Raw genomic sequence first — 17,714 nt, 5'->3', positions numbered from 1 at the left:
TGCTGTTCTCCTGATCGGTGTGTAGACGCGGGACGGGGTGCAGCCGGGTGGTTCTCTCGGCGACGCCGGTACCGCGGAACGCGGAAGGATGACGGGATGGCTGCGAGGGCGGCCACGTCGGTGCCCTCAGGTGGTGGGGCCGGGTGCTGGCACCGCCTCAGTCCGAAGCAGGTAACGGCGCCGCGCCCTTGAGCAGCAGGGGCGTGCCGTCCAGGGACAGGGTGCCGCGGCCTGCCTTCGTGCAGAGCAGCTCGACACCCTTGTCGTCGTCCACGTAGCGCTTGCCCATCTGGGTGCCCGCCTGCTGGGCCGGGTCGGCTTCATGCGTCGTCTGGGCGTCCGGCCCCCGGGCGTCCACCATGGGTGTCCCCCCACACGTCAGGTCGCCGTCGGCGCCGCCCCACCGGACGACGACCACCGTCGTCTCATCGCTCGTGCTCTTCAGGGTCGTGCCCACGCTTGGCTTCATCGTGCGGGTCCTCTCTTGTCAGGAGTGGGGAATGATCGAGATGCGCGTGCGCCGGATTACGACGTGACCTCCGTCGACGGGCGGTTCAGGCGGGGACGAACACCGCACGGCTGTCGAGAAGCTGCTCGATCCGCTCCTCGGAGTAGCCCAGCTCGGCGAGGAGGGCGCGAGTGTGCTGGCCGGCGAGGCAACCCGGGGCCACCCGGCCCGGCGTCTCCGACATCTCCACGGGCAGGCCGTGTCGCAGCATCCGGCCGAACCACGGGTGCTCGACCTCGACGATCTGGCCGGTCTCCCGGAGGACCGGATCGGTGCAGGCGAACGCCGAGAACGAGCGCGGGAAGGCGGTGACGCACCCGACCCCGCGCGGCACGAGCAGCTTCTCCCATTCGTCGGCGTCGCGGCGGCTCAGCGCCTCCTCGAGCACCTGCACCAGCTCCGCGTCGTGGCGCGTTCGCGACCCGGCGGTGGCGAACCGCTCGTCATCCAGCAGTTCCACGCGGTCCAGACCCTTGACCAGCTCCACCCACTCACTGTCACGGGGTGCCGCGAGGAAGACCCACCCTCGGGCGGTCGGGTACAGCCGGTACAGCGCATTCAGGCCGTTGAGATCCTCGTCCGGCTGGGGGAGCGGCGGCTTGCCCGCGTAGCGGATGGCCTGGTCGGCGTAGGCCCAGAGGTTGGCGCCGACCATGTTGCGATCCACGCGCTGCCCCCGGCCGGTGCGCCGCTTGTGCAGCAGCGCCAGCAGCAGGGTGGTGACCTGTGCGATGGAGGCGTTGGAGTCGCCGTCGACGTAGGTGCGCAGCCGGGGCTGGTAGACCGCCTGGATCGCCATCGCGGGCAATCCCTCGGTCCGGGCCGGGTCGGCCCATCCGTCCGCCTGCCGCTGCACCGCCCCGGCGATGGCGCTCGCGCACTGCGCGTACATCGGGCGGAACGCGTAGGGCCCGTCGCTGCCGTACCCGGTGGCGTGGACGTAGATGAGATCCGGGTTGATCGCCGTGAGCGTGTCAGCGTCCACCCCGAACTTCTCGCCGATGCCCGGCCGGAAGCTGTTCACGAACACGTCGGCCTTGGCCACGAGCTCGTGGATGATCCGGCGCGCGTCGGGGGACTTCATGTCCAGAGCAATGCTCTCCTTGCCCTCCATCGTCTTGGTCGCGCCCATCTCGGGAGCCCCGTAGGCGTCTCGCATCGGGTCGCCCGTCTCCGGCTCGATCTTGATCACCCGCGCCCCGAGTGACGCGGCCAGTGCGACACTGAACGGCGAGGCGTAGAAGTAGCCGAACTCCACGATCCTCATACCGGCCAGGGGGTGCTCCGGGGCGGCGTCCGTGGTCGGCGCAGTCTGTGCCGGGGGGACGGGTCCGTCGTTGGCACCCAGCGCCGGGGCGCTGCGCTCCAGGCGCGCAGGCGTGGCGGGGAAGCGGGCCAGGGGGCCGACCATCTCGACGGGGCCGTGGACCGGGTCGTCGATCGTGACGACGTCACCGTTGTGCCGGACCTGGGGGTGATCGAGACCCTCCTCGCCGCTGCGGACCAGCTCGAAGGCGACGTCGGGCTCGGCCAGCAGCCGGGGCTCCCAGTAGGCGTAGTCCCGCTCCCGGAACCGCTCCCAGACCAGGTTCTCGTACTCCTCAGCATCCTCGGCAGACGTGAAGGAGGGAGCCCCGGCGAACCGCGGGTCCTCCAGGAGCGACTCGAGTTCCAGTGCCCGCAGGATGCCCTTCGCCTGGTGGGACAGCAGATGAGTGAAGAAGACGTACCTGCCGTCAGCGGTGCACGGCATCATCGCCATCCGGGTGGCGGCGATCGTCTTGCGACCGCCGGACACCGGCTTCGCCGGCGCACTGATCATGCCGGCCCGGAGTTGCTGCTCGGCCATGCCGTAGTAGTCGACCGCGGACATGCCCCGGAGAAGATCGGTCTCGACCCGCTGCCCCCGGCCGGTGGTCTCGCGGACGATGAGGGCCGCGAGGATGCCCGAGGCCGCGTACTGTCCGGCGCCGTTGCTGGCGATGGGTGCGTCGACGTAGATCGGGTCCTCGCGATAGCCGAACTCGCCCTCGCCGTTCAGCATGAAGAGGCCCGCCTTGGCCGCGACGACGCCCTCGTACGCGGGGATCCGCGAGTACGGGCCGGAGCGGCCGAACCCGGTGATGGAGCAGTACACAAGGCGTGGGTTGAGCTCTGCGAGGTCGTCGTACCCGAGGCCGAACCGCTCGGCGGTGCCGGGCCGGAAGCCCTCGATCAGCACGTCGGCATGGCTGACGAGCTCCCGCGCCGTGGCACGGCCCTCCTCCGTGCGGAGGTCGGCGATGACGCTCTCCTTGCCCCGATTGAGGACCAGGAACGCCGACGGCGCCGAGGCGCGGAACCTGTCGCCCTCGGGCGGTTCGACCTTGAGCACACGGGCACCGTGGTCGGCCAGGATGACGCCGGCCAGCGCTGCAGCGCGACTGCCTGCGCCGAACTCGATTACGGTGAGGCCGTCGAGGATCGTTTCGGACATGCGAGGGCTCCTTCGCCTCATGGTCATCGTGCGTGGAGGACGTCGGAGCCGTCCTCGCCCCGAGCTGCAGACGGCAGCACGCCCTCGGGAAACACCTCACCGCCGGTTCGCCTTCGTCCGACGCCTGCCGACGCGCTCCTGGCGTGGGCAGCAGCCGGTCGATACTGGGTATCCTCATGTGGAAGAGGTCACTTCCGCAAGGGGCTGACAACCCGGACATGAAAACCTCGTTCCGCCGATAGGGTGATCGGATTACGACGATCATGGGCCGGTGTGAATGCTGGGCAACGCCCTGACGCTGAGGCGGCCGCGCTCCATCGTCACGTCACCGCTCCGCCAAGGCGGGCGAGCGGGCTCGGGCGGAAGCGGTGCTCTGGATGCTCGACGCCTCAACCGCAACTTCGGCGCCCAGCGGAACATGAGCGTGGACGACATGTCGGCTGCTGGTCACGGCGGAGGCGGACGCGGTCCGGCTGATTCGCCCCGAGCTGTCGGACATCTGTGGTCCGCTCGTGAGCGCGGATCTGGAAAATCCTGGCGGCCTCCCTCGCGGACGCGCTCAGGACCGCCCAACCCCTAGCGGGGAGTCCGTCCTCCATGCGTGCACCCCCGTGCTCGTCGCCCGCTACGTCTGGTCCGGTGAGCGGAACCTGGCAGACGTCGAAGGCTGCTCGACGCCTATGACCAGGGCCACGGGGCTCCCGCTGCGCCCGGCCATCCCAGACGGCTGGTAGGTCGAGGAGAGCCGGTTCGAGGCTCGGGATCGCCCGGAGCGCGCCGTCTTCGATCGATGAATCCTCTCCGCATCCCGTCCTCCATGCGGTCCCGCATGACGGCGCCGCGCCGGCTACGGTGGCCCGGACCCGGGCGCACAGGGCACAGGAACGGCCCCTTCAGCGCTCGCGGTGCATGACCGTGTGGTGGTCCGGGTTCAGCGCCTACCGCGGGGTGAACGGGACGAACGATCCGCCGGTGAGGCGAGCGGCAATCCGGAGGATGCTCGCCTCCACCTCATATCGGGGATATCGGGGCCGCGTGGGCGTCGACGCGACTTGCTCCATGGTTCTCCACGACGCGATCGCGCGGATGGCATACGCGTCATCCTCCGGAACGCACCTCGGGAACTCGCCGTCATCCAGGCCTCGTCGGAGGAGGGTGACGAGCGGGGCCAGAAGTCGACCCTCGACGTCGTCGAACAGCTGGGGGTACTCCGCGCGCAACTCGTGCCAGATCGTCGTGTAGACGGGAACGGTGTGGGCGGGTCCGTCGCCGTAGGCGAAGTCGAGGATCAGGTGCACGTACTCGGCGACGGCCGTCGACGCCGGTTGAGGGCGCTCGGTCAGGGCGACGAACCGCTCGGTCAGCCGTGCCATGTCTCGTACGATCAGCGCGACGAACAGATCGTTCTTCGTGCGGAAATGCCGGTAGAAGGACCGCGTGGACAGGTGGGCGTGCCGCAGGACCGCGTCGACCTTGAATCCCCGCCCACCCCCGCGTGCCAGGATCACCTCAGCCGAGTCGAGCAGCAGGGTCTGCTCCTCTTCAGGCGTGATCTCCCGCCGGGTGGACACGCTCGAGCGTGGTGACCAGGCCGGGCTCGACGCAACTACAGCCCTCGGGGGCTCCTCACGATTCGACGAGGTGACCTCCGACGCAAGACGCTCGACATCCGATGACACAGCGTATCGCCGCAGAGCAGCTCCGTCGACTCGCCCGGGCTTCTCCGCACTCGAGGAATGAGGCCGTTCCGCAGATGCACGAAAGATGCCCCTGACCTGCAGGGCCGAGTTCGTCGAGGGCCTGATCAGTGCGACCGTGGGAGCACCTCCTCGGGTGAGGAGGCGAGCGGTCTGTATCCCGATCCGACCGTCGACGGGGCCGGGGCACACGGTCGTCTCCGGAGCCGACGACGTGCTGCTGGCCCGCACGCATCGGCGGTCTCGCCGGCCGTGCCCGGCGCCCGCCTGGCGACATCGCGCCGCGGCGGGCGCACTCGGGCGTTCTGCCCGGTCGCCTCGGATGCACGGTGTCTCGCTGCCTCGGCGCCGTCGCCGCAGGCTCGACCCGCGGGCGTGGACGCTGGCCGGCAAGCACGCCCCGGCCAGGGCACCGACGCGGCCGCGCCGGTGGTCATCGGCGTCGAAGCCCCCGGTCACCGCGCACGCGGAGAACGATCAAGCGACTCCGACGTGCAGGTGCCGATTCGGACCGGTGGCGGCGGCCGGGCATCCAGGGTCGATCCGGGTGTGTAGGCCCCCCGGCGATCCGACGCGACGTGGGGACATCAATCCTCGGCGAAGATCGTGTCGGACTGGCGCGACCCGTCCTCGCTGAAGGGATCGCACTTCTGGCCGATCCCTCGCCGTGCGTCGGCTCGTCAGGATTCGTCGAGGACCGCGACCAGCCGTCCCGTGACCGCGCCGGCGGCGACCTGGTCGAGCCCTTCCTTGATCTGGTCGAAGGAGGTGGTGCTGATGACGGGCTTCACCTTGCCCTCAGCAACCAGCTCGTAATAGGCAGCGAGGTCCTCGAGCGAACCACCGGTCGAGCCCTCCAACACGAGATTCTTGTTCATGAAGACCGTCGTGTTGATGGTGGCCTCATTGCGGCCGATTCCGACCAAGACGATCTTTCCCTTGGGCTTGATGGCGAGGATCGCGCCGGCGGTGGTGGTACCGAACCCGGCGAAGTCGACGATGACGTCCAGACCAAAGGGCTCCAGCTCGGTCGCATCAGTGACGACCTCCTTGACGCCGAGATCCTTGGCGAGCTGGTGCACGCTGAGGCGGGGTTCTGCCGCGTAGACCTCGGCCCCGAGAGCGACCGCGATCTGCACGCCGTTGAATCCGAGCCCACCTAGACCGATGATGCCCACCTTGGTGCCCCTGGTGACGGCACCGACCGTGACGATGGCGTGGTAGGGCGTCATTCCGGCGTCAGTCCCGGCTGCTGCCTCCGGGAAACTGACCTCATCAGGCATCCTGACGGCCAGGTCCGCACTGATCGCCACGGTCGAGGCATACCCCCCTGGGATACCGAGCCCTGGGCCTTCTACGCTTTGGTGAAGTCCCACGCGATCGCCGACAGCGAATTTCGAGACACCTTCGCCGACCGCCTGCACGACGCCCGCGACCTCGTGGCCGAGGGTGTGTGGAACACCGGCAAGGACCCACTCAGGAACGGTTCCCTCGAGAATGCCGACATCCGTGTGACAGAGGCCCGCGGCCTTCACCGAGACCGCGATCTCACCGGGACCTGCAACGGGCTCCTCGACCTCATTAAGCGTCAGCGGATGACCGGCTCCGATGTACTGCCAAGCCTTCATGCGAGTTCTCCTAAGAGCAACGGTGCTGTCGCGGCTGGCGGCGCCCGGTCGAGCTCCCGAGCGCCGCCATGGCCGTCAGGCGCCGGCCGCCTTCTCGACGTCGTCCGGGACCAGGTTCTGCTCCCAGGTGTCCTCGAAGTACATGGCGACCCGGGAGAGGGTGCCGCCGTCGGTGGCGGGGACCACCACGCCGGACATGTAGCGGGACTCGTCCGAGGCGAGGAACAGGGCGACGTTGGCGTTGTCGCGGATGGTGGGCGGGGTGTCGAGCTTGAGCGGGATCGGGGAGGCGTCGGGCTTCCAGCCGCCCTTCTCCGCGGCCTCCGCCTGCTCGTAGGACAGACCGAGCACGTCGGCGTCCGGCGGCATGGCGAAGTTGATGCTCATCCCGTGGGTCGGGGCCAACGCATTCGCGCGGATGCCGTACCTGCCCAGGTCGAGGGACATCGCCTTGACGAGCTGGTGCGCCCCGGCCTTGCCCGCGCAGTAGGAGAAGAAGCCCGGGTAGGCGACGATGCCGCCCGCGGACCCGGTGACGACGATGTTGCCGCCGCCACCCTGCTGCTTGAAGACGCGGACCGCGGCCTTGGCGGCGAGGAAGACGCCCGTCAGGACGACGTCGTTGACCGCGTTCCACTGCTCGAGGGTCGTGTCCTCGAGGTTGATGGAGCCGAAGCCCTCCGGCATGATCCCGGCATTGGCGAACATGACGTCGAGCCGCCCGAACTCGGAGACCGCCAGGTCGACGGCCGCGTTCATGTCCTCCTCCGAGGTCACGTCGGCACGCAGGCCGACCGCACGCTTGTCGGCCTTCTCGAGTTCGGCGACGACGTCGTCGACCCTCTTCTCGATCTTGTCGGTGACGATGATGTTCGCGCCTTCCTGGGCGAACAGCAGCGCGCTCTCTCGGCCGAGGCCCGAGCCCGCGCCCGTGATCACGATCGTCTTGCCCTGCAACCGCATCTCTCGGCCTCCACGGTGAGTGAGTTAGTGGAACGTGATGGGTCCACGGCGCCAGGTGCCGAGGACGGTGCACCGGCTACGGACCCGGCGGTGGGGGAGTCGTCCAGGACCCCGTCGGGCTGGGTGTGGCCTTTGGCCGCGACAGTCGCCGGCGCCGGACGATTCCAGCCCGAGACCGGACGACCTGGGCGAACACGACTTGGGCCGACCCGCACGGCAGGCAGCTTGGGTCCGGTTCGGCAGCAGCGGAAGACCTCCGCAGATACGGACATAGAGTATACTCTGCGCCAAGAGTTCGACCGATGCAAGGGCAACTTCTGCGGACCTCGTCGGGGCGGAAACGGTAGAGGGTGCCGCGTGGCCCCGACGGTCACCTCGATTGCATGTACTTTTCTTGAACCGTACCGGGCGCTTGGAGGTAGGTCATGTTGTTGCAGGGGAAGGTCGCGTTCATCACCGGCGCAGCACGGGGCCAGGGTCGCAGCCATGCCGTGCGGCTGGCCCGCGAAGGCGCGGACATCGTCGCGATCGACGTCGCCGCTCCGGTGGCGGCGGAGAACACCTACCCACCCGCGACACCGGACGACCTCGCGGAGACCACCAGACTGGTCGAGGCCGAAGGTCGAAGGATCGTGGCCCGGCAGATGGACGTGCGGGACTCCGCCGCACTCGACCGGCTGCTGGCCGAGGCGGTGCCGGAGCTAGGAGGGCGGCTGGACGTCGTCGTCGCCAATGCGGGGATCTCCAACTGGAACAGGTTCTGGGAGATGTCGGAGGAGCAGTGGCAGACGATGATCGACATCAACCTGACCGGTGTCTGGCGGACGCTGCGGGCGGCCGTGCCGCACATGCTCGCCGCCGGGAACGGAGGGTCGATCATCACGATCAGCTCGGTCGCCGGTATCAAGTCGCTGCCTGCGCAAGGCCACTACAGCGCGGCCAAGCATGGCGTCGTCGGGCTGACCAAGACCGCTGCGATCGAACTGGGGGAGTACGGCATCCGCGTCAACTCGGTGCATCCCTGGGGCGTGGCGACACCGATGGCCGAGGATCCGACCCTGGAGAAGGTGCTCGCTGAGCATCCGTCCTACGGGCTGCTCTTCGGGAGTCTGCTGCCGGCCCTGCCGGTTGCGGAGCCGAACGACCTGTCGGACGCGGTCGTGTATTTGGCATCCGACCTCTCGCGCGCGGTCACCGGAACGCAGCTCACCGTGGACCAGGGCGCCACCAAGGTGTGACCGGCCGGCTGGTGTGACCCCGGGGGCCTTCGCCGTCGAGCTGGTGATGTCGGGCGACTCGACGTCGTGGTGGACGACGGAGGTGTTGTGCAGGTCCGCCCGATCACGGCGACCGTGGCGGGCCGGTCGGTGGACCGGCTGCTGATCAGCGTGCAGAGGGGGTCACGGCTGTCCGACGCGCAGTTCCACGAACAGCCCCGCGGCATCGGCGCAGATCGTGTCCCCGTCGCGCAGCACCCCAGACACGTACCGCTTGCGACCCTCCTCCCGTTCGAAAGTGACCTCGAGCACGAGATCACGTCCGACGGGCGTGATGCTCCGGTAGTTCACGTGCAGGTAGGCCGTGCGGGAGAGGGGCCGACCGTACGCGTTGGCGAAGCGACCCAGGACGTCGTCGAACAGCAGGGGGACCGCCCCGCCGTGCGCCGCTCCGTTGCCGCCGAGGTGGAACGGCCGGAAGCGCACCCGTCCCCGCAGCGACGTCGGGTCGCTCTCGACGTCCTCGAGCACCGGGATCAGCGCCGACCCGCGGCCGGGGACGTCCTCCAGGACACCGCTGAGCCGATACCACTCGTCCCGTTCCGCAGGTCCCAACAGTTCCGCGGCGTGCAGGAGGCACGTGGTCACGTCGCTGACCAGGTCCGCGTCCGGTACCGCAGCTGCCACCCGGTCCTGCAGGGTGCGCACTGCCTCGATCATCTCGGCGTAGCCGGCGGGGGGCACGGGGATGACCCGCTCCGTCCACCACCGGGGAGTCTTCGGCGCACCGTGGGCCGCCTCCGTGTCCGCCGGCGTTCCGTCCTCCGCCACAGGTGTTCCCCCTGGTGTTCCGGACGCCGACCTTCGCGCCCGACCTTCGTCTCGAATCGGAGGACCCTGCCCGATGGGCCCCCGGAGCCGCGCAGGCCGAAGCGCGGCGAAGGTATTCCGACCCCACCCGGGTCGACTGGCAGGTCTGACCCGGGCCTTGAGGTCAGCTCAGGCGTCGACGGGCTTGAGTGTCACATTCACCGTGCCGCGGCGGTGGACCCCGTCGGCGCACCACCGGCTCCCGTCGGAAGCCGTCACGAGAATGCGCCCCGGCCGGTCCTCGTCCCAACGGGCGTCCAGCACCTGGAGCACGGGATGCATGAAGTAGCAGCCACTCACCTGAGGCTCCCCATCCTTCAGGCGCAGTTCGAAGGTCGGCTCACCCATGACCTCTTCGTCGTGGTCGTCGAACATCGGAACTCCTCGTCATCAGTCCAGCGGTCTTGGTTGAGTGTACTAAACGACGTATCCTCATGGGCGCGAGGCGCTCAACCGTTGACGGCGGTCTCACCGTCCCACTCTCACCAAAGGCAGGGAACCGATGCAGAAGAAGATCTGGGCACACTCCGGAGACTCGCACTTCCTCGAGCCGCAGGACCTGTTCCAGCAGATCCTGCCGCCGGCCCTCGCTGAGCGGATGCCGCGGTCGGTCAAGGAGGACGGCTGGGAAACCGTGTACATCGACGGGGAGTCGATGCGTCGTCCACTGCCCAAGCCGATCAAGGACGGCGAGTTTGCGGGCGAGGACATCATGACGCTGTCGACGCGTCCGCCGGGTTCCGGCAACACCCGCGAGCGGCTGAAGGACCTGGACCAGGAGGGCATCTGGGGCGAGGTGGTCTTCCCGTCGCTGGGCATGTGGGCCAACATGATCAAGGACCCCGTGCTGGTGGCGGAGGGCGCGAAGGCGCTCAACGACTGGGCGAAGGCCGAGATCCAGGACGTCGCGCCCGACCGGCTGATCGCCACCGGCACCCTGCCGCTGCTGCGTGTCGAGGACGCGGTCGCCGAGGTCCATCGGCTGGCGGACACCGGCTTCCACGCCGTCTTCATCCCCACCGTGCCGCCGCTCAGCCGCCCCACCTGGAACAACGACGAGTGGGAGCCGCTGTGGCAGGCGGTCGAGGAGACCGGGATGGTTCTCTCGATCCACATCGGCACCGACGGCGAGACCGTGATGTTCCGGGGTCCGGGCGGCGCGGTCCTCAACTACGTGGACACGACCTACGGCGGTCAGCGGGCGGTCACGCAGCTGATCGCCGGCGGAGCACTGGACCGTCACCCCACCCTCAAGGTCCTGGTCTCCGAAGGCGGTGCCGCCTGGGCGCCCTTCCTCGGTGACCGGATGAACGAGGGCTACCGGCAGCACTCGATGTTCGTGCGGCCCGTCCTGTCCATGGCGCCGAAGGAATTCATCTACCGGCAGGTGTACGTCTCGTTCCAGCATGACGAGACGGCGGTGCAGACGGTGATGGGCATGGGCTATCAGAACGTCATGTTCGGTAGCGACTACCCGCACCTGGAGGGCACCTACGGACACACGCAGAAGACGCTGCACGAGCTCTTCGACGATGTGCCGGAAGCGGTGCGCCACCGAGTCACCATCGGGGCCTTCCTCGACCTCTTTCCGCACATCGGCGAACCTCCCGCCAACGCCTGATCGACGCGACGGTGGGCCGCCCCTGGGTCGCCCACCGTCGCGTCGCCGGCTCCGTCGGGCGACCGACGGATGTCGGCGCTGGCGCCCTTGACCCCCGTCGCCGACCGAGCGGGCGCCGTACCCGCGGGTGCCTGAGCGGCCGACGGCGCGTGCCTCAGTCGCGCCGCAGCACCAGCCCCTGCGCGTTGTAGAAGAAGCCGCCAGGGGTGAGGAACGCGGTGCGCGCGTCGGCGACCTGCCGCGCACCGGCGTCGCCACGCAGTTGCAGGACCGCCTCGCGGATGTGGCCCGACCCCTGCGTCCCTCCCTCGGACAGCGCACCGCCGTGCGGGTTCACCGGGATCCGGCCGTCGATCATGATCCGGTTCGCGTCCTTGTCCCAGTGGCTCTCGATGAACGCGCCGGCCTCGCCCGGACCGCACCATCCGACGTTCTCCATCCAGGCCAGGGTGAGGAAGCTGAAGCCGTCGTAGGGGAAGTAGAGGTCCACGTCCGGGATCCGGATGTCGCTCTTCTCCCGAAGCTCTTTCACCACGACGTGCTGGCCGTGGTGGTGCAGTCCGGGTGTTTGGTCCTCCTCGTTCTTGGCGACGATCCCTGACGTCGCGGCGTGGATGAGCACGGGGTGGTCGGTCAGGTCGCCGGCGCGCTCGGCCGTGGTGATCACGAACGCGTCCGCCCCGTCGACCGGCACATCCATGTCGAGGATGCACAGCGGGTCGCGGATCATCCGTGCGCCGAGGTAGTCCTTCATGGACAGCGGTTCCCGCATGGCCGCGAGCGGGTTGCCCGCCGCGTTCGTCCGGCCGTTGATCGCCACGTACCCGAGGTGCTCGCGCTTGGCGCCGTACTCCTTGAAGTACCGACTGGCCCAGGCCGTGTACCCGACCGCGCCCTCGACAGACTCCGGGTCCGTGCGCCAGTGTCGCCCCGCCGGCTCGCCACCCCAGCCGAGGTTGCGCCGGAACGGGTCGGCCGCGGCCGACCGTGAGACGGCCGGGCTGCGGTACACCGAGTGGTATGCCAGCACGGTGTCCGCCGAGCCGGAGAACACGGCGTTCATCGCGTCGACGATGGTGAACACCATGGGGCTGGGCTGATTGGTGTAGTGCGTGACCTCCGGCAGTCCGAGCAGGGACACCATCCGCGCCGCGCTCGGCGTGGTGCCGCAGACCCCGTCGATGTCGGCCTTGGACAGCCCTGCGTCCTCGATCGCCGCGATAGCGGCCCTCGCGGCGAGCGAGTCGCGGGACTGGCGGCCGGAGTCGCGGGAGAAGCCGGTCGACCCGACACCCACGATGGCGATCTGGTCCTTGATGGGGTTGCGCGCCATCTGTCCTGCCTTCTTCGTGTGGTGGCGCAGGCTCAGCGGCCGGAGCGGGACGGCCGCGTCTTCCGGAACACGGGGTATGGCGCGCCGGAGCGTTCGACCCAGGCCAGCTCCACGGCGTCCCCGATGGCGAGGTCGTCCATCGTCACGTCCATCACGGTGCTGGTGAAGCGCAGCCCGGCCTGTTCCTCCAGCTCCACGGTCGCCACAGGGTGGGGAGTGGAGTAGTCGACCCCCTCCGCCGGAGGGCCCTGGCGCAACCAGATCAGGAGGTGCACCGTGCCCCGGCCGCTGACCGGGGTGGCACACACGTTCGTCGACCAGCATTCGGCGCACACGGGCTTGGGCGGGTGGTGCCACCTGCCGCAATCGGCGCACCAGCCGAGGCGGAGCTCCTTCTCGAGCAGTCCCCGGTAGAACTCCTTGTTGTCGTGCGTGATCAGGAGATCGGGGAGCCGTTCCAGCAGCTCCTCGTCGGTGGCCGCGACCATGCAGGGTCTCCTCGCCGTCGAAGCGCCGTCTGCGCTGACGGCGCGGAGCGTAACCGCCCCCAAAAGGTACACTGAACGCGCTCGCCTGCAACCAGCCGCTCGCCCGATGAGGCTTGGGGAAACCAGCCCACCGCTCCACTCGGCAGGGGCTTCCATGCGTCCGCGATAGCGAACGGAGCCCGGGCAGCCACGGCGGCTCGGGGTCATCGCGGGGCATGTGGCGCCATCGGCTGGCCGGCGAGTGGTGTGCGACTCCGTGCACTCAATGCGGCCGTAGCTGTCGACAGCGTCGACCATGGCTGCTTTACTCGGGAGCGCGCCGGTCCGAGTTCCGCCGAGGCAGAGAGCTGGAACACCGCGCGACCGACGTGGCTCCGCCGTCACCCTGGAACAAGCGGGAGGCAACGATGAAGGTGTTCGTCGACGAAGGACGTTGCAGTGGTCACGGTAGGTGCTATGCCACTGCCCCTGAGCTGTTCCAGCCGAACGATGAGGGCTATGGCCGGCCCGTCACCGAAGTGGTGAGTCCAGAATCGGAGCAAGCGCTCCGCCTGGCTGCCGAGGAGTGTCCCGAGGGAGCCATCGTTCTCGAGTGACGCAGGGCTGATCGTCGATCCACCCTCCGACGCGTCGGTTCGTTGAACCGCTGATCTGATCGCGGGGGGTGGCGTGGGTGAGCCACTGAGCGGTGGGGCATTTCTTTGCTGGTCCCGGTCCGGGTCATGCGGGGTCGGTGGTGGGGCCGGCGCGGCGCCCGTAGGTGGCATCCATGGCTGGTTCCGGGCGGCCTGCCAGGGTCGTCGCGCGGGTGGGTGCAGACGGCAGCCGGCAGACGGGCCGGGCCAGCCGGGCGGGGGACGGCGACGAACTGAGCGCGGGCGGTTGCGGTGTGAAGCCTTCGCGGGTGGGCCGGCCAGGGGGATGTCGCTGCGAAGGCGCCCGACGGGAGATAGGCGCAGCGGACCACGTCCGAGGTCGGCGATGACCCGCTCGACGATCGGGTGCTCGTGTGGGGCGGGCTTCTAGCTCCGGCGTCCGGCGCGGGACTCGGTGAAGGCCGCACACGAGGTGCGGCAGGAGCCATCGCCGTCCCCGGTCTGCGCGCGGGTGGGGGATCGCCGTACAGGCGTCCTCGGCGATCGAGGCGGCTCGGCCGCGTAACCGCAGATCCCTCGGTCGCCCGAGATATCCGGGCACCCTATGCGGAAACCGGGTTTTCGTGGGCGCCGCTCACATGACTCTTGCGGAAGTGACCTCTCCCACATGAGTATACCCAGTACAAGCCGATGGTGCCCCACACGCTCACACCGCTCCGTCTCGCGGGTTCCGCGGACCACGAGGTGGATGTGGTGATCGGAGAGGCATTGAGCGACATCGCCAGAAGTCACTCGATGAGCGCGTGGGCAGGCGTCGGACCGGAGCGCGCGGCAAGACCGCGCGCCCGCACGTGTCCCGGGAGGATTGGATGACCAGCACCGAGCTGCCGAAGGACGAGGCCACCCCGCAGTTGTCGATGGACGAGCAGATGCGGATGATCTACGCGATCATGACTCAGCCCTTCGCCGAGGCGGAGCTTGCGGCGGCCATGGCCTCGCCGCAGCCCCAGGACATGCTGCGCGACCTGGTGGTCCACCAGCCGGTCCGGAAGATCGGTGACTTCTACGCGATCCAGACGCGCGACGACATCCGCTATGTCACCAAGCACCCCCAGGTCGAGCAGGGGTTCAAGTATCTCGGCAGCGATCGCCCCGCCATCCCGTTGGGTCTGGACGGGGCCGAGCACAAGAAGTACCGGCGCCTGCTCGAGCCGGTCTTCACAGCTGCGCGGGTCGCTCCGCTGGCGGACCGCGTTCGTGAGCAGGCGAACTCGCTGATCGATGACTTCATCAACGAGGGACAGGTCGAGGCGATCTCCCGCTGGTGCGAGCCGCTGCCGTCGACGATCTTCCTGTCGATCATGGGGCTGCCGATGGATGACGTCAGCGACTTCCTGAGGTTCAAGCGTGTGTCGCTAGCTGCCGAGCCGTCGATGGTCGGCTTGAGCGCGGACGAATTCGCGACCCTTCGGAGCGAGGCCGTCGCCTGGATCCAGGCCTACTTCACCCGTGAGCTGGACGAGCGGGAGAAGACGACGGAGCAGAAAGAGGACATCATCGGCTGGCTGCTCGCCGCGGAGGTTGACGGTCACCGACTCAGCCGCGAGGAGATGCTGGACATCTTGGGTCTCTTCATGGTCGCCGGTCTGGACACGGTGGCTTCGTCGCTCGCCTGCTTCCTCAGCTACCTCGCGCGGCACCCCGAGGACCGGACCAAGCTGGTGCAGAACCCTGAGCTCATCACGAGTGCCGTGGAAGAACTGCTGCGTTTCGAGAGCCCGGTCCTGCAGGGGCAGAGGATCGCTCGCGCCGATCTGGACCTGCCGAGCGGCACGACGATCCCCGCCGGCTCGTGGATGCAGATCAACTGGCACACGGCGAACCTCGACCCGAAGGCATTCGAGGAGCCCCTGCGGGTGGACTTCGAGCGCAAGCCCAACCCGCACATCGCCTTCGCCGCCGGGTTCCACCGATGCCTCGGTTCGCACCTGGCCCGGCTGGAGCTCCAGACCGCCCTCCAGGTATGGCACGAGCGGGTCCCGGACTACCAGCTCCAGGCGGGGAAGCCGCTCACGTACTCGGGCAACCCTCGTGCTCCGCACGAGCTCTGGCTGACCTTGTCGTAGTCCTCCGGACCGGTGGGCCGAACCGAGGGTCAGGGGAGGCGAGCGGTTGCTCCTCCGCGACAGGAGGACCAGGGTGCACCCGGGGTGGGAGCCGATCCCGTCGGCGCCCTCCGGGGCGCCGGGAGGGTCGGGCGCCGCTCACGGACCGCCCCTCGACGCCTGGCAGACGGTGACTGATGCTGCGCAGGACCCGCACCCCGCCGGAACAGCGGGACTCCCTTGGTCGCCAGCATCCGCTGCGCCGGCGGGGACAGCCGAGGAGGTCGCCGAGGTGGTGGCCTTCCTCGCCTCCGATCGGGCCGGCTTGGTGACCGGGTCGCCATGCCACGCGGACGGCGGCTAGCGGACACGCGGATGAGAACGAGCACGAAAGGATCGGTCATGGCGGAGCGCATCCTCGTCGTCGGCGCGTCCCTCGCCGGTGTCCGCACCGTCCAGGCCCTGCGGCGCAAGGGCAGTGACGCGGAGATCTTGCTGGTGGGGGAGGAGCGGGGTGCGCCGGACGGCGTGGCGGCCGACCGGCCGCCGCTGTCCAAGGGGTTCCTCGCCGATACCGGCACGGAGGCGCCCGCGCTGATCAGCGGGGAGGCGCTGGCCGAGCTGGGCGTGCGGCTGGTGACCGACCGCGCCACCGACCTGGACCTCGAGGCTCGTCGGCTCGCCCTGCACGGTGGCGACAGCCTGGCATTCGACGCGCTCGTGATCGCGACGGGATCCACGCCGCGCACCCTGCCCGAGCTCGAGCCGCGACCCGGCGTGTTCGTCCTGCGGTCGGCCACCGACGCGGCGGCGATCCGATCCGCCTGCGCCGCAGGCGGCCGCGTCGTCGTCGTCGGCGGCGGATTCATCGGCGCGGAGGTGGCGTGGACGCTGCGCGGCCTCGGCCACGAGGTGACGATCGTGGAACCGCTACCCAGCCTCATGGTGCGCGGCCTGGGGCCGCAGATCGGTGCCGCGCTCACCCGCCGGCACGTCGCGGCCGGCGTCGACCTGCGGCTGGGGTCGGCCGTCGCCGCCATCGAGGGCACCGACCGCGTGGAAGGCGTGCGCCTGATCGACGGCACCCTGCTGCGGGCCGACGTCGTCGTCCTCGGGCTCGGCACCGTCCCGGAGACCGCATGGCTGGCGGACTCCGGACTGGACCTGCGCGATGGCGTGGTATGCGACCAGCACCTCGCGGCCGCCGGCGCCCACAGGGTCTACGCGGTGGGCGACGTCGCCCGGTGGCGGCATCCGCGCTATCGCGAGGACGTGCGGGTCGAGCACTGGACGAACGCGATCGAGACCGCCGGGGTGGTCGCGGCCAACCTGACCGGCACGCCTACGGTCCACGACTCCGCGCCATACGTCTGGACCGATCAGCTCGGCGGACGGCTACAGGTCTTCGGTCGGGTGCGGCCACAGGACGAGTTGCGGGTCGTCCACGGCGACCTCGACGGCGCCTTCGTCGCACTGACCGGCGGCGACGGCCTGCTCCAGTCGGTCATCGGCTTCGCCGCGATCAAGCAGCTGATGCCGTACCGCAAGCTTCTCGCGGCCGGGGCCGGCTAGGACGAGGCCCTCGCCGCCGCGTGACCGCTTCGAGGACTGCCTGCCACTTGTGACGGAGGTGGTCGGCGATCTGCCGCGCGGAGAGCGCCCCTCGTCGAATGCATACGGATATGGATATGACCCTTCGGAGGGGAACCGGGTGCCGCTGACCACCGCCGACCGCATGGAGCTGCACGAGCTCGCCGCACGGTACGGGGACCTCATCGACGCCTGCGACTGGCCGGGTCTGGCCAGCGTATTCACCGAGGACGCCGTCTTCGACTTGACCGACATCGGGGTGGAGCCGCTGTGCGGCCTCGAGGCCATCCGGGCGTGGATGGACAGAAGTGAGCAGCGCCCCCTGGCGCACCTCATCACCAACATCCGTGTGGTGGACGGCGACTCGGTCCGGCTGCACAGCAGGGTGCTGGGCATCCTGCCGGACCGGCGGGCCGGGTCCGGGACCTACATCGATCGGGTCATCCGGACCCCGGACGGCTGGCGGATCCGCCACCGCGACTTCACCCGCTTGCGCCGCCGGAGTGCTGCGGCGCTGACGGGCGACGGGGGCTGACCCTGTCGCGGCGTGCACCCCGCGCGCTGCTCCTGCCTGCCGGGAACGGTCGGTCGAGCGCGCGGGGTCGACCGTCGCTCGGAAGGC

16 protein-coding genes are annotated in these 17,714 nt (G+C 69.4%); 7 read left to right on the top strand and 9 right to left on the bottom strand.

The window, feature by feature from the left end:
• Window positions 1-157 precede the first annotated feature (157 nt).
• The 5 genes from ACWIYF_RS22480 to ACWIYF_RS22460 form a co-directional block, all read right to left on the bottom strand.
• Window positions 158-457, bottom strand: a complete 300-nt coding sequence (locus ACWIYF_RS22480) for a hypothetical protein (protein ID WP_448625042.1) — start codon at window positions 455-457, stop codon at window positions 158-160.
• Between the two features lie 97 nt (window positions 458-554).
• Complete coding sequence (locus ACWIYF_RS22475) at window positions 555-2,984, bottom strand: CaiB/BaiF CoA transferase family protein (protein WP_448625041.1); 2,430 nt, start codon at window positions 2,982-2,984, stop codon at window positions 555-557.
• Between the two features lie 938 nt (window positions 2,985-3,922).
• Window positions 3,923-4,555: a TetR/AcrR family transcriptional regulator gene (locus ACWIYF_RS22470; protein WP_448625040.1), complete on the bottom strand. Its 633-nt coding sequence runs from the start codon at window positions 4,553-4,555 to the stop codon at window positions 3,923-3,925.
• An 806-nt stretch (window positions 4,556-5,361) separates the two neighbouring features.
• The gene (locus ACWIYF_RS22465) at window positions 5,362-6,309 is read right to left on the bottom strand and encodes a zinc-binding dehydrogenase (RefSeq protein ID WP_448625039.1); all 948 of its coding nucleotides are present in this window, start codon (window positions 6,307-6,309) and stop codon (window positions 5,362-5,364) included.
• 75 nt (window positions 6,310-6,384) lie between these two features.
• Window positions 6,385-7,272: an SDR family NAD(P)-dependent oxidoreductase gene (locus tag ACWIYF_RS22460; RefSeq protein ID WP_448625038.1), complete on the bottom strand. Its 888-nt coding sequence runs from the start codon at window positions 7,270-7,272 to the stop codon at window positions 6,385-6,387.
• Window positions 7,273-7,697: 425 nt separating this feature from the next.
• Here ACWIYF_RS22460 and ACWIYF_RS22455 point away from each other — a divergent pair, with 425 nt between their 5' ends.
• Window positions 7,698-8,510 (top strand): mycofactocin-coupled SDR family oxidoreductase, encoded by an 813-nt coding sequence (locus ACWIYF_RS22455; protein ID WP_448625037.1) that lies wholly within the window; start codon window positions 7,698-7,700, stop codon window positions 8,508-8,510.
• A gap of 162 nt (window positions 8,511-8,672) precedes the next feature.
• Here ACWIYF_RS22455 and ACWIYF_RS22450 read toward each other — a convergent pair whose 3' ends face one another.
• The gene (locus tag ACWIYF_RS22450) at window positions 8,673-9,233 is read right to left on the bottom strand and encodes a hotdog domain-containing protein (protein WP_448625036.1); all 561 of its coding nucleotides are present in this window, start codon (window positions 9,231-9,233) and stop codon (window positions 8,673-8,675) included.
• A gap of 255 nt (window positions 9,234-9,488) precedes the next feature.
• Entirely contained in the window at window positions 9,489-9,734 is a 246-nt protein-coding gene (locus tag ACWIYF_RS22445; RefSeq protein WP_448625035.1) for a hypothetical protein, read from the bottom strand.
• A gap of 127 nt (window positions 9,735-9,861) precedes the next feature.
• Between ACWIYF_RS22445 and ACWIYF_RS22440 the strand changes: the two genes are divergently transcribed.
• Window positions 9,862-10,980 carry an amidohydrolase family protein gene (locus ACWIYF_RS22440; RefSeq protein WP_448625034.1) on the top strand — a complete coding sequence of 373 codons (1,119 nt, stop codon included), beginning with the start codon at window positions 9,862-9,864 and terminating at the stop codon, window positions 10,978-10,980.
• A 154-nt stretch (window positions 10,981-11,134) separates the two neighbouring features.
• On the opposite strand, the gene ACWIYF_RS22435 is transcribed toward ACWIYF_RS22440, so the two are convergent.
• Window positions 11,135-12,313: a thiolase C-terminal domain-containing protein gene (locus ACWIYF_RS22435; RefSeq protein WP_448625033.1), complete on the bottom strand. Its 1,179-nt coding sequence runs from the start codon at window positions 12,311-12,313 to the stop codon at window positions 11,135-11,137.
• A 32-nt stretch (window positions 12,314-12,345) separates the two neighbouring features.
• The gene (locus ACWIYF_RS22430; protein WP_448625032.1) at window positions 12,346-12,801 is read right to left on the bottom strand and encodes a Zn-ribbon domain-containing OB-fold protein; all 456 of its coding nucleotides are present in this window, start codon (window positions 12,799-12,801) and stop codon (window positions 12,346-12,348) included.
• A 407-nt stretch (window positions 12,802-13,208) separates the two neighbouring features.
• Between ACWIYF_RS22430 and ACWIYF_RS22425 the strand changes: the two genes are divergently transcribed.
• The 5 genes from ACWIYF_RS22425 (at window position 13,209) to ACWIYF_RS22405 (ending at window position 17,627) form a co-directional block, all read left to right on the top strand.
• The gene (locus ACWIYF_RS22425; RefSeq protein WP_448625031.1) at window positions 13,209-13,397 is read left to right on the top strand and encodes a ferredoxin; all 189 of its coding nucleotides are present in this window, start codon (window positions 13,209-13,211) and stop codon (window positions 13,395-13,397) included.
• Between the two features lie 869 nt (window positions 13,398-14,266).
• A complete protein-coding gene (locus ACWIYF_RS22420; RefSeq protein WP_448625030.1) occupies window positions 14,267-15,523 on the top strand; it encodes a cytochrome P450 in 1,257 nt (418 codons plus the stop codon).
• A 73-nt stretch (window positions 15,524-15,596) separates the two neighbouring features.
• On the top strand, window positions 15,597-15,866 hold the full coding sequence (locus ACWIYF_RS22415) for an SDR family oxidoreductase (RefSeq protein ID WP_448625029.1): 270 nt from the start codon (window positions 15,597-15,599) through the stop codon (window positions 15,864-15,866).
• A gap of 38 nt (window positions 15,867-15,904) precedes the next feature.
• On the top strand, window positions 15,905-17,074 hold the full coding sequence (locus ACWIYF_RS22410; RefSeq protein ID WP_448625028.1) for an NAD(P)/FAD-dependent oxidoreductase: 1,170 nt from the start codon (window positions 15,905-15,907) through the stop codon (window positions 17,072-17,074).
• 139 nt (window positions 17,075-17,213) lie between these two features.
• On the top strand, window positions 17,214-17,627 hold the full coding sequence (locus tag ACWIYF_RS22405; RefSeq protein ID WP_448625027.1) for a nuclear transport factor 2 family protein: 414 nt from the start codon (window positions 17,214-17,216) through the stop codon (window positions 17,625-17,627).
• Window positions 17,628-17,714: the final 87 nt, after the last annotated feature.

It is taken from the genome of Geodermatophilus sp. URMC 64 (assembly GCF_053502555.1).
Note: the sequence above shows the minus strand (reverse complement) of the source record. Positions and strands in the feature narration are given on the sequence as shown.

Coding starts and splice junctions, on each gene's coding strand:
- ACWIYF_RS22475 (WP_448625041.1), bottom strand. CDS start 2,984: ATGTCCGAAACGATCCTCGACGGCCTCACCGTAATCGAGTTCGGCGCA.
- ACWIYF_RS22465 (WP_448625039.1), bottom strand. CDS start 6,309: ATGAAGGCTTGGCAGTACATCGGAGCCGGTCATCCGCTGACGCTTAAT.
- ACWIYF_RS22460 (WP_448625038.1), bottom strand. CDS start 7,272: ATGCGGTTGCAGGGCAAGACGATCGTGATCACGGGCGCGGGCTCGGGC.
- ACWIYF_RS22455 (WP_448625037.1), top strand. CDS start 7,698: ATGTTGTTGCAGGGGAAGGTCGCGTTCATCACCGGCGCAGCACGGGGC.
- ACWIYF_RS22445 (WP_448625035.1), bottom strand. CDS start 9,734: ATGTTCGACGACCACGACGAAGAGGTCATGGGTGAGCCGACCTTCGAA.
- ACWIYF_RS22440 (WP_448625034.1), top strand. CDS start 9,862: ATGCAGAAGAAGATCTGGGCACACTCCGGAGACTCGCACTTCCTCGAG.
- ACWIYF_RS22435 (WP_448625033.1), bottom strand. CDS start 12,313: ATGGCGCGCAACCCCATCAAGGACCAGATCGCCATCGTGGGTGTCGGG.
- ACWIYF_RS22430 (WP_448625032.1), bottom strand. CDS start 12,801: ATGGTCGCGGCCACCGACGAGGAGCTGCTGGAACGGCTCCCCGATCTC.
- ACWIYF_RS22425 (WP_448625031.1), top strand. CDS start 13,209: ATGAAGGTGTTCGTCGACGAAGGACGTTGCAGTGGTCACGGTAGGTGC.
- ACWIYF_RS22420 (WP_448625030.1), top strand. CDS start 14,267: ATGACCAGCACCGAGCTGCCGAAGGACGAGGCCACCCCGCAGTTGTCG.
- ACWIYF_RS22410 (WP_448625028.1), top strand. CDS start 15,905: ATGGCGGAGCGCATCCTCGTCGTCGGCGCGTCCCTCGCCGGTGTCCGC.